Source organism: Micromonospora sp. CA-111912, assembly GCF_050948415.1.
Classification (GTDB): domain Bacteria; phylum Actinomycetota; class Actinomycetes; order Mycobacteriales; family Micromonosporaceae; genus Micromonospora.
In genome coordinates, this window is sequence record NZ_CP192007.1 from 1,178,940 (window position 1) to 1,189,597 (window position 10,658).

Genomic DNA, 10,658 nt, shown 5'->3' on the forward strand with positions numbered 1-10,658 from the left:
GGAGACGTGAGAACGATGCATCCCGAGGTACAGGCACTCATCGCCCGCAGCAACCGGCTCGGCGCCGACACGACCACCACCAACTACGCCGGCGGCAACACCTCCGCCAGGGGCGAGGCCACCGATCCGGTGACCGGTGGCCCCGTCGAGCTGCTCTGGGTCAAGGGCTCGGGCGGCGACCTGGGCACGCTGACCGAGGCCGGCCTGGCCGTGCTCCGGCTCGACCGCCTCCGGGCCCTCGTCGATGTCTACCCGGGCGTCGAGCGGGAGGACGAGATGGTCGCCGCGTTCGACTACTGCCTGCACGGGCGGGGTGGGGCCGCGCCGTCGATCGACACGGCGATGCACGGTCTGGTCGACGCCCCGCACGTCGACCACCTGCACCCCGACGCGGGCATCGCGATCGCCGCTGCCGCCGACGGGCCGGAGCTGACCAAGGAGATCTTCGGCGACCGGGTGCTGTGGGTGCCGTGGCGGCGGCCCGGCTTCCAGCTCGGCCTCGACATCGCCGCCGTGGCGAGGGCCAACCCGCAGGCGATCGGCGTGATCCTCGGCGGGCACGGCATCACGGCCTGGGGGGCGAGCAGCGAGGAGTGCGAGCGCAACTCGCTGGAGATCGTCCGTACCACCCAGGCGTACCTCGACGACCGGGGCCGGGCCGAGCCGTTCGGCCCGGTGCTCCACGGATACGAGCCGCTGCCGGTGGACGAGCGGCGGGCCCGCGCGGCGGCCCTGGCGCCGGTCCTCAGGGGCCTGGCGTCGACCGACCGTCCGCAGGTCGGCCACTTCACCGACAGCAACGCGGTGCTCGACTTCGTCGCCCGCGAACGGCACCCCGCGCTCGCGGCGCTCGGCACCTCCTGCCCGGACCACTTCCTGCGCACCAAGGTCCGCCCGATGGTGCTCGACCTTGCGCCCACCGCCCCGCTCGAAGACACGATCGTCCGGCTCAAGGAGTTGCACACCGCCTACCGCGACGACTACCGCGCCTACTACGAGCGGCACGCCACCGGCGACAGCCCGCCGATGCGCGGCGCCGACCCGGCCGTCGTCCTCGTGCCCGGGGTGGGCATGTTCAGCTTCGGGGCCAACAAGCAGACCGCCCGGGTCGCCGGCGAGTTCTACGTCAACGCCATCAACGTCATGCGCGGCGCCGAGTCGGTGTCGCGGTACGCGCCGATCGACGAGGCCGAGAAGTTCCGCATCGAGTACTGGGCGCTCGAAGAGGCCAAGCTCGCCCGGATGCCCAAGCCCAAGCCCCTCGCCACCCGGATCGCCCTGGTCACCGGTGCCGGCTCGGGCATCGGCCGGGCCATCGCCCACCGCCTCGCCGCCGAGGGCGCCTGCGTGGTCGTCACCGACCGGGACGCCGCCGCCGCCGACACCGTCGCCGGTGAGCTGGGCGGGCCGGACGTCGCGGTGGCCGTACCGGTGGACGTCACCGACGCCGAGGCGGTGGCCGCCGCGGTCCGCGCGGCGGTGCTCGCCTACGGCGGCCTGGATCTGGTGGTGAACAACGCCGGGCTGTCGCTGTCGAAGTCGTTGCTGGAGACGACCGAGGCGGACTGGGACGTACAGCACGACGTGATGGCCAAGGGCTCGTTCCTGGTCTCGCGGGAGGCCGCTCGGGTCCTCATCGATCAGGCAATGGGCGGCGACATCGTCTACATCTCCAGCAAGAACTCCCTGTTCGCCGGCCCGAACAACGTCGCCTACGGCGCCGCCAAGGCCGACCAGGCGCACCAGGTCCGCCTGCTCGCCGCCGAACTCGGCGGCTACGGCATCCGGGTCAACGGCATCAACCCCGACGGCGTGGTCCGCGGCTCCGGCATCTTCGCCGGCGGCTGGGGCGCCAAGCGCGCCGCCGTCTACGGAGTGCCGGAGGAGGAGCTGGGGGAGTTCTACGCCCGACGCACGCTGCTCAAGCGCGAGGTGCTGCCCGAGCACGTGGCCAACGCCGTCTTCACGCTCACCGGCGGCGAGCTGTCCCACACGACGGGTCTGCACATCCCGGTGGACGCCGGCGTCGCTGCGGCCTTCCTCCGCTGACCCGGCGTGGTGCGGGATGAGGACGACGATGCTCGTGGAGAATCCGGTGCTCGACGAGGGGGTCAGCTGCGACCGGCTCGGCGTGACCGCCCCGATTCAGGCGGTCGGGTGGGCAGTTCGGCGGGGAATGCGGTGAGCAGCGTCCGCCTCGCCGCAGTGGACCTGGGCGCGTCCAGCGGCCGGGTCATGCTCGCCCGCGTCGGCCCAGGCCACCTGGAGCTGGCCGAGGTGCACCGCATTCCCAACGAACCCGTGCGGGTCGGGAACACCTTGCACTGGGACATCCTCGCCCTCTATCGGGGCATCCTCGACGGCCTGCGGGCCGCCGGGCCGGTGACCAGCATCGGCGTCGACTCCTGGGCCGTCGACTACGGGCTGCTCGACGCCTCCGGCGCGCTGCTCGGCAACCCGGTGCACTACCGGGACAGCCGCACCGACGGGGTGGCCGAGCGGATCGCCGAACAGCTGGGCGAGGAGCAGCTCTACACGACCACGGGCCTGCAACAACTGCCGTTCAACACGCTCTACCAGCTCGCCGCCGCGGCCGGCACGCCGCAGCTGGGCATCGCCCGCCGGCTGCTGCTGATCCCGGACCTTGTCGCGTACTGGCTCACCGGTCAGCTCGGCGCCGAGATCACCAACGCCTCGACGACCCAGCTGTACGACCTGCGCCGGCGGGCCTGGGCCACCGGCCTGATGGCCGACGCCGGCATCCGCAGCGAGCTGTTCCCGCCGCTGCGCGAGCCGGGCACCCGGATCGGCCCGGTCCTGCCCGGCCTGGGGCTGCCCGGCTCGCCGCAGGTGGTGGCCGTGGGTTCGCACGACACCGCCTCGGCGGTGGTGGGCGTGCCGGCGGCGGGGAACCGCTTCGCCTACATCTCCTGCGGCACCTGGTCCCTGGTGGGAGTCGAACTCGACGCCCCGGTGCTCACCGAGGCGAGCCGGCAGGCCAACTTCACCAACGAATCCGGCGTCGACGGCACGATCCGCTACCTGCGCAACGTGATGGGTCTGTGGCTGCTGCAGGAATCGCTGCGTACCTGGGGTGGCCCCGACCTGCCCGACCTGCTGCGGCGGGCGGCCCTTGAACCGGCCTTCCGCTCCGTCGTGGACCCGGACGACCCGGCGTTCCTGCCGCCCGGCGACATGCCCACGCGCATCGCCGACGCCTGCCGGCACGCCGGCGAGCCGGTACCCGCCACCCCGACCGCCATCGTCCGCTGCATCCTCGACAGCCTCGCGCTGGCGCACCGGCGGGCCGTCCGCCAGGCGCAGCAGCTCTCCGGCCGGCACGTCGACGCCGTGCACATCGTCGGCGGCGGCGCCCGCAACGAACTGCTGTGCCAGCTCACCGCCGACGCCTGCGGGCTGCCGGTGCTCGCCGGGCCGGTCGAGGCCACCGCGCTCGGCAACGTCCTGGTACAGGCCCGCACCGCCGGTATCATCGGCGGCGACCTGGCCGCCCTGCGGGCCGTGCTGCGCGAGACCCAACACGTCGTGCGGTACGAGTCGCGCGGCGACGAGGCGGCCTGGCGGGCCGCCGAGACCAGGATTGGTGGGTGAACATGCGCATCGCACTGTTCGTGACCTGCCTCGCCGACACACTCTTTCCCGAGGCGGCGAAGGCGACGGTGCGGTTGTTGGAGCGTCTGGGGCATGAGGTGGTGTTCCCGACCGATCAGACGTGCTGCGGGCAGATGCACGTGAACACCGGCTACCCGGACGAGGCGTTGCGGCTGGTGCGCCGGCACGTGCGGGTGTTCGCCCCGTACGACGTGGTGGTCGCCCCGTCCGGCTCCTGTGTCGGTTCGGTGCGGCACCAGCACGCGATGCTGGCCCGCCGGGCCGGCGACGAGCGGTTGGCCGGTCAGGCGGAGGAGGTGGGCCGGCGCACGTACGAGCTGTCGGAGCTGCTGGTCGACATGCTGGGGGTGACGGATGTGGGGGCGTACTACCCGCATCGGGTGACGTACCACCCGACCTGTCATTCGTTGCGGATGCTGCGGGTGGGGGATCGGCCGCTGCGACTGTTGCGTGCGGTGCGGGGTCTGGATCTGGTGGAGTTGCCGCAGGCGGACGAGTGTTGCGGGTTCGGTGGGACGTTCGCGGTGAAGAACGCGGACACCTCCACGGCGATGCTGGCGGACAAGATGCGTCATGTGCTGGCGACGCGGGCTGACGTGTGTACGGCGGGGGACGCCTCGTGCCTGATGCACATCGGTGGTGGCCTGTCCCGGCTGAGGGCGGGGGTGCGCACGGTGCATCTGGCGGAGATCCTGGCAAGCACGGAGGGCTCGGAGACGGCGGGGGAGCGGGACCGGTTGGAGGTGCGATCGTGAGCCGCACGTTCCTGGGCATGCCGGCGACGGCGCCGCGCGGGGTGGGGCATCTGCGTGGCGACGAGCCGTTCCCCGCGGCGGCCCGGCGGGCGTTGGGTGACGCGCAGCTGCGCCGCAACCTGCGCCACGCCACCACCACCATCCGGGCCAAGTCGGGGGCGGTGATCGACGAGGTGCCGGACTGGGCGGAGCTGCGCGCCGCCGGATCGGCGATCAAGACCGACGCCATGGCCCGTCTGCCGGAGCTGCTCGAACAGTTGGAGGCGGCGGTCACCGCGGCCGGTGGCACCGTGCACTGGGCGGCCGACGCGGTCGAGGCGAACCGGATCGTGACCGAGTTGGTGGCCGCGACCGGCAGCGACCGGGTCATCAAGGTCAAATCGATGGCGACCCAGGAGATCGGCCTGAACGAGGCGCTGGAGGCGGCCGGGATCGAACCGGTGGAGACCGACCTGGCCGAGCTGATCGTGCAGCTCGGCCAGGACCGGCCCAGCCACATCCTGGTGCCGGCGATCCACCGCAACCGGGCGGAGATCCGGGAGATCTTCCGGCGGGAGATGCCCGACGTCGACCCCGGGCTGACCAGCGAGCCGGCGGCCCTGGCCGCCGCCGCCCGCCGCTACCTGCGCCGGATCTTCCTGAGCACCCGGGTAGCCGTGTCCGGGGCGAACTTCGCCGTCGCCGAGACCGGCACCCTCGCGGTGGTCGAGTCCGAGGGCAACGGACGGATGTGTCTCACCCTCCCGGAGACCCTGATCACCGTGATGGGCATCGAGAAGGTCATCCCCCGGTGGGCGGACCTCGGGGTGTTCCTGCAACTGCTGCCGAGGGCGTCGACCGGGGAACGGATGAACCCGTACACCTCGATGTGGACCGGGGTGACTCCCGGCGACGGGCCGCAGCAGGTGCACCTGGTGCTGCTGGACAACGGCCGCAGCGCGGTGCTCGCCGACGAGGTCGGCCGGCAGGCGCTGCACTGCATCCGCTGCTCCGCCTGCCTCAACGTCTGCCCGGTCTACGAGCGCACCGGCGGGCACGCCTACGGGTCGGTCTACCCGGGGCCGATCGGGGCGGTGCTGTCCCCCCAGCTGACCGGGGTCGCCGACAACGCCTCCCTGCCGTATGCCTCATCGCTCTGCGGCGCCTGCTACGACGCCTGCCCCGTCATGATCAACATCCCGGAACTGCTGGTGCACCTGCGCAGTCAAGCCCCCCACCCGCGCGCCGAAGCGGCGGTGATGGCCGCAGCCGCGTACACGATGGACCACCCGGCGCTGTACGCGGCCGCGCAGCGGGCCGCGGGCCTGACCCGGGTCGCCGGCCGCGCCCTGCCCCCACCGCTGAACGGCTGGACCAGCAGCCGCGACCTGCCGCACCCGCCATCGCAGACCTTCCGCCAGTGGTGGGCCGAGCGGTGAACTCACGCGAGCTTGTGCTCGGCCGGATCCGCGCTGCCCTCGGCGACAACCCGGCAACAGTCGATGTGCCACGCGGGTACCGGCCCGCCGGCTCCGCCGCCGACCTCGACCTGCTGGTCCACCGCCTGACCGACTACCGGGCCACCGTCCATCGGTGTGCCGGCGGCGAGGTCGCGCAGGTGATCGGCCGGATCCTCGGCGGCCGGCGCATCGTGATCCCGCCCGGACTGCCCCGCCACTGGCTGCCCGACAGCGTTGCCACGGTGATCGACGACAACCTCACCGTGGAACAGATCGCCGCCGTCGACGGGGTCGTCACGGCGGCCGCCGTGGCCGTCGCCGAAACCGGAACCGTGGTCCTCGACGCCGACCCGGACCAGGGCCGCCGGATCATCAGCCTGCTGCCCGACGTGCACGTCTGCGTGTTGCGGGCCGACCAGGTCGTCGCCGGCGTGCCGGACGCCCTCGCCCGGGTTGCTCCGCACCGGCCGCTCACCTGGATCAGCGGGCCCTCCGCCACCAGCGACATCGAACTCAACCGGGTCGAGGGCGTCCACGGGCCCCGACAGCTGCACGTCGTGATAATTCCCCCCGCCTAGCGCGGGTGTCCACGTCTCAGGGGGAGGCCGACGGGACTCACCCGCATCCTCGCTGTCAGAAGAGGGTCAGCGGCTCGACCGGCATCGGTTGGGGCAGTGATTGCAGTTCGGGTACGCGTGCCCGTACGGCGTCGTGGAAGCGGCGGGCGAGCACGGGCGCCTCGGCGTTGTCCGGGGTGTGGACGAACATGGTGGGCGTACGGCCCTCGCGCAGCCATCCGACGGTGACGTCGATCCACCGCTGCCAGCCCTCCACGGTCCGGGCGGAGTCGTCGCGGCCGAGATACCGGACGATCGGCCGGTCGGTCAGCGCGCGCGATCGGAGCGGCATGCGCGGCTTCCTGGTCCACGCCTCCCGTTCCGCGTCGCTGGTCGGAGGGCTCCGGAAGAACGCGGTGGTGTCGAACGGGATCCACTCGGCAGCCGCGGCGGCGAGCGCCTCCTCCAGGAGCGACGTCGAGCGAGGATCGTCGAAGAAGGCGGGATGCCGGACTTCCACGGCATACCGGTGGGAACTGGGGAGCCGGCGCAGAAAGCGGGCGAGCACGGCGACGTCAGCCGGGCCGAACGACCCCGGCAGTTGGATCCACAGGGCGTGGGCCCGGGGGCCGAGCGGCTCGATCGCGTCCAGGAAGACGCGAAGCGCCTCGTCGACGTCGGCGAGGCGGCGTTCGTGCGTGATGAGCTTCGGCACCTTGAGCACGAAGCGGAAGTCGGGGTCGGTCTGCTGCGCCCACGAGGTCACGGTGTCCCTGGTCGGAGTCGCGTAGAAGGTCGTGTTCCCCTCGACGGCGTCGCACCAACCGGCGTAGTGCCGCAGGCGCTCGTGGGACGGAAGTGGGTGCGCCAGCAGGCGCCCCTGCCATGCCTTGTGGGTCCACATCGCGCAGCCCACGTGAAGACGCATCACCCCGACCCCTTCCGGCCTGCCGATGCCGGCGGGCGTCGACCGAACATGAACCGGCGGTACTACGACGCCCGCAGCGCGGGGTAGGTCAGCTCTTCGCCGTAGGCGCGCAGCAACTCGGGCAGTACGTAGTAGTCGGGGTGGTCCTCGACCAGATGCAAGCGCGTCAGCTCGCACACGAGTGGGTACACCTTGGTCGAGGAGACCAGGGCGAGGGCGGCGGCGCTCCGCGTCGTGAAGTGGCTCTCCGGGTGGCGGGCCAGCAGTCGGAACAACCGGGCGGCGTCCGGGGTGAGCGCCGCGTACGACCAGGAGAACACCGAGCGGATGTTCGTCGCCGGATCACTGTCGGCGAGGACGTCCAGCCGCCGGCGCGAGTTGCGCAGATGCATGGCGAGGTAGCCGAGTGAGGTGCTGGGATGCCGGTTCGCGAAGGTGGCCGCGCCGGCCAGTGCCAGGGGCAGCCCCTCGCAGTGCTCGATGACCTCGTTGAGCGCCGGGTGGTCGGCGGCCGCCCGTAGGGCACCGAGTCGGCGGGCGAGCAGGTCCCGGGCCTCGATCAGTGGCATGCGAGACAGCGTCAGCAGGTCGGCGCCGTCGGCGGTGCCCAAACCGGAAAGTCGCTCCCGGCTGGTCACCAGGACCAGCGAGCCTGCCGACCCTGGCAGCAGGGGACGGACCTGCTGGGCATCGCGGGCGTTGTCCAACAGGATCAGCATCCGACGGTCAGCCATCAGGGTTCGGTATAGGCCGACCTGAGCGTCCGGATTCGTCGGCATTTGGTGCGACGGGAAATGCAACGCCGCAAGGAGACTGTGGAGGGCCGCGCCGGTCGTCAACGGGCTGTGGTGCGGGTCGAACCCGCGCAGGTTGAGATAGATCTGGCCGTCGGGGAACCGGTGGCGCACCCGGTGGGCCCAGTGGACGGCCAGGGCGGTCTTGCCGATTCCGGCGCTGCCCACGATCGCCAGGGTGGCCGTCGCGCCGTCCGTCGCGGTCAGGTGGGCATCGAGCAGCCGCATCGGCTCCGCCCGCCCGACGAACGAGGGGATGCTGGCCGGAAGCTGCGCCGGCACCGGGCCCGGCATCAAATCCGTCACTGTCCGTGTTGGAAGTGCCCGCGATTTTGTGATCAACGCTGCCGCTTCTTCGTCACTGAGAGTGAGTGCGTCGGCCAGTTTGCGAAGTGTGCCGGTGTGCGGCTGCTGGATCCGGCCGGTTTCGAGACCACGGATCGTGCCCACGCTCAACCGCGAGAGGCTGGCCAGTTCTTCCTGCGTAAGGAGGGCCCGCCTGCGTAGGGCGCGCACGAGGCCGGCGAGTGAGGCGGCTGGCGTGGACGCGTCGTGACTCAGATCCTCCGCCAAGGCCGTGCCTCCAACTTGATGACTTATTGACGGTTAGTTATCTGGATCTACCCGCATGCCCGGGAGAAAGTGTAGCCACTCTCCGTCGATTTTCAGGAAGGGGGCTCGCGTATCCTCATGGCCTCAAACCCGCCTGCCGCCTCAGCTTTCCGGCAACTGCTCAGGTACGTGCGTCCTCACCGTCGGGTCCTGGCGGTCGGCACCGTGGTCAGCTCCGCCGGTGGCGCCGCAGCCCTGGCGACACCGCTGCTGGCCAGGGAGTTCGTCGATCGGTTGGGCTCCGGGCGGCCGATCCTGGGGCTGAGTGTCCTGCTCTGCGGGATCGTGCTCGCCGGTGCCGTCGTCGCCGCCGCGGGCCGGTACCTGATCGACCGGACCGCCGAGGAGATCGTCCGCGACGTCCGGTCCGGCCTGGTCACCCGGCTGCTGCGGCTGCGGGTCGGTGCGCTCAACACCACGCCCCCAGGTGACCTGATCTCCCGGGTCACCGCAGACACCACGCTGCTGCGTCACGCGACCACCAACGACCTGGTGGACCTGGTGCTCGGGACGGTCGTCCTGCTCGGGATGGCCGGATTCATGGCCTACCTGGACCCGGTCCTGTTCGGCGTGGTGGCCGCGGTGATGCTGCTGGTCGGCGGGGCCACCGCCCTGGTCATGCCGCGCCTCGGCGCGGCGAACCGGCGGGCGCAGGATGCCCTCGGCGACATCGGCGGCCAGTTGGAACGCGCTCTCGGCGCGTTGCGCACCATCAAGGCCAACGGTGCGGAGCGGCGCGAGGCCGGGGTGATGCACCGGGCGGTCGACACGGCCCGCGACGAGGGGATCACCGCCGCCCGGTGGAGCGCCGTCGCCGGTTCCGCGTCCGGACTGGTCGTTCAGCTGTCCTTCCTCGCCGTGTTCGGGGTCGGCGGTGCCCGGGTGGCCGACGGCAGCCTGCCGGTGTCGTCGTTGATCGCCTTCCTGATGTACCTGTTCTACCTGTACTCACCGATCAACCAGCTGGTGCAGGGGGTCAGCGGGCTGCAGGCCGGGATGGCCGCCGTGCGCCGCATCGAGGAGGTCGAAGCGCTCTCCACCGAGCCGGACGACCGGATGCCCCCCACCGGCGCCGCGCGAAGCGCCCCGGCCGCCGACGTCGCTCCGCACGGCACAGTCGGCCGGTACCCCGGCGGCGGCCCGTCCGCCGAGGTCGCCGTCGCCTTCCGCGAGGTCCACTTCCGGTACGCCCCCGACGGGCCGGACATTCTGTCCGGAGTGGACTTCGAGGTGCCGGTGGGCGGGATGACCGCGCTGGTCGGCCCCTCCGGCGCAGGCAAGTCGACGGTGTTCGCGTTGCTCGAGCGCTTCCACGAGGCGGACTCCGGGGTGGTGGAGTTCGCCGGCCGCGACGTGTGTGACCTGCCCATCCCGCAGCTGCGCGCGGACCTGGGGTACGTGGAGCAGGACGCGCCCGTGCTGTCCGGGACCCTTCGGGAGAACCTGCTCTTCGCCGCGCCGGACGCCTCCGCCGCCCAACTGGCCGAGGCCATGGAACAGACCCGGCTGAACGATCTCGTCAGTCGCCTCCCCGACGGCCTGGACACCCTGGTCGGGCATCGGGGGATGAACCTCTCCGGCGGGGAACGGCAACGCATCGCGATCGCCAGGGCCCTGTTGCGCCGTCCCCGGGTGCTGCTGTTGGACGAGGCGACCTCCGCCCTCGACGGGCTCAACGAGCTGAGCCTGCGCGACGCGATCGCCGAGGTGGCGCGGGTCAGCACCGTGCTGATCATCGCGCACCGACTCTCCACGGTGACCATGGCCCGGCAGATCCTGCTCCTCGACGGGGGCCGGATCCGAGCCCGTGGCACCCACGCCGAGCTGATCGACTCCGACGACCTCTACCGAACCCTCGCGATGACGCAGCTGCTCGACGCGCAGTCCGGCGCGGTTCGACGCACGGCCACCGCCTCCTGATCCACTGCGCAACGAAGGAT

General features: G+C 71.8%; 8 protein-coding genes and 1 pseudogene. 6 read left to right on the forward strand and 3 right to left on the reverse strand.

The genetic code is table 11. From position 1 onward, the window contains the following. Positions 1 to 15: 15 nt before the first annotated feature. The 5 genes from ACQPZO_RS05510 to ACQPZO_RS05530 all read left to right on the forward strand — a co-directional run bounded on the left by ACQPZO_RS05510 (position 16) and on the right by ACQPZO_RS05530 (position 6,405). On the forward strand, positions 16 to 2,049 hold the full coding sequence (locus tag ACQPZO_RS05510) for a bifunctional aldolase/short-chain dehydrogenase (RefSeq protein ID WP_433347624.1): 2,034 nt from the start codon (positions 16 to 18) through the stop codon (positions 2,047 to 2,049). A gap of 132 nt (positions 2,050 to 2,181) precedes the next feature. Beyond that, positions 2,182 to 3,612: a rhamnulokinase gene (locus tag ACQPZO_RS05515; protein ID WP_433347626.1), complete on the forward strand. Its 1,431-nt coding sequence runs from the start codon at positions 2,182 to 2,184 to the stop codon at positions 3,610 to 3,612. Between the two features lie 2 nt (positions 3,613 to 3,614). Beyond that, positions 3,615 to 4,388, forward strand: coding sequence for a (Fe-S)-binding protein (locus ACQPZO_RS05520; protein WP_433350815.1), 774 nt, complete (start codon positions 3,615 to 3,617; stop codon positions 4,386 to 4,388). Between the two features lie 17 nt (positions 4,389 to 4,405). Continuing rightward, a complete protein-coding gene (locus tag ACQPZO_RS05525) occupies positions 4,406 to 5,806 on the forward strand; it encodes a lactate utilization protein B (protein ID WP_433350816.1) in 1,401 nt (466 codons plus the stop codon). Next, entirely contained in the window at positions 5,803 to 6,405 is a 603-nt protein-coding gene (locus ACQPZO_RS05530; RefSeq protein WP_433347628.1) for a LutC/YkgG family protein, read from the forward strand. The genes ACQPZO_RS05525 and ACQPZO_RS05530 overlap by 4 nt, the downstream gene beginning before the upstream one ends. Before the next feature lie 55 nt (positions 6,406 to 6,460). Here ACQPZO_RS05530 and ACQPZO_RS05535 read toward each other — a convergent pair whose 3' ends face one another. The 3 genes and pseudogenes from ACQPZO_RS05535 to ACQPZO_RS05545 form a co-directional block, all read right to left on the reverse strand. Then, the gene (locus tag ACQPZO_RS05535; RefSeq protein WP_433350818.1) at positions 6,461 to 7,288 is read right to left on the reverse strand and encodes a DUF72 domain-containing protein; all 828 of its coding nucleotides are present in this window, start codon (positions 7,286 to 7,288) and stop codon (positions 6,461 to 6,463) included. Positions 7,289 to 7,374: 86 nt separating this feature from the next. Beyond that, a complete protein-coding gene (locus ACQPZO_RS05540; RefSeq protein ID WP_433350820.1) occupies positions 7,375 to 8,412 on the reverse strand; it encodes an NB-ARC domain-containing protein in 1,038 nt (345 codons plus the stop codon). Positions 8,413 to 8,505: 93 nt separating this feature from the next. Next, positions 8,506 to 8,622 (reverse strand): annotated as a pseudogene (locus ACQPZO_RS05545) (helix-turn-helix domain-containing protein); the annotation flags it as partial. Positions 8,623 to 8,847: 225 nt separating this feature from the next. On the opposite strand from ACQPZO_RS05545, the gene ACQPZO_RS05550 reads away from it, so the two are divergent. Then, positions 8,848 to 10,638, forward strand: coding sequence for an ABC transporter ATP-binding protein (locus tag ACQPZO_RS05550; protein ID WP_433347631.1), 1,791 nt, complete (start codon positions 8,848 to 8,850; stop codon positions 10,636 to 10,638). Positions 10,639 to 10,658: the final 20 nt, after the last annotated feature.

Coding starts and splice junctions, on each gene's coding strand:
- ACQPZO_RS05510 (WP_433347624.1), top strand. CDS start 16: ATGCATCCCGAGGTACAGGCACTCATCGCCCGCAGCAACCGGCTCGGC.
- ACQPZO_RS05520 (WP_433350815.1), top strand. CDS start 3,615: ATGCGCATCGCACTGTTCGTGACCTGCCTCGCCGACACACTCTTTCCC.
- ACQPZO_RS05535 (WP_433350818.1), bottom strand. CDS start 7,288: ATGTGGACCCACAAGGCATGGCAGGGGCGCCTGCTGGCGCACCCACTT.
- ACQPZO_RS05525 (WP_433350816.1), top strand. CDS start 4,406: ATGCCGGCGACGGCGCCGCGCGGGGTGGGGCATCTGCGTGGCGACGAG.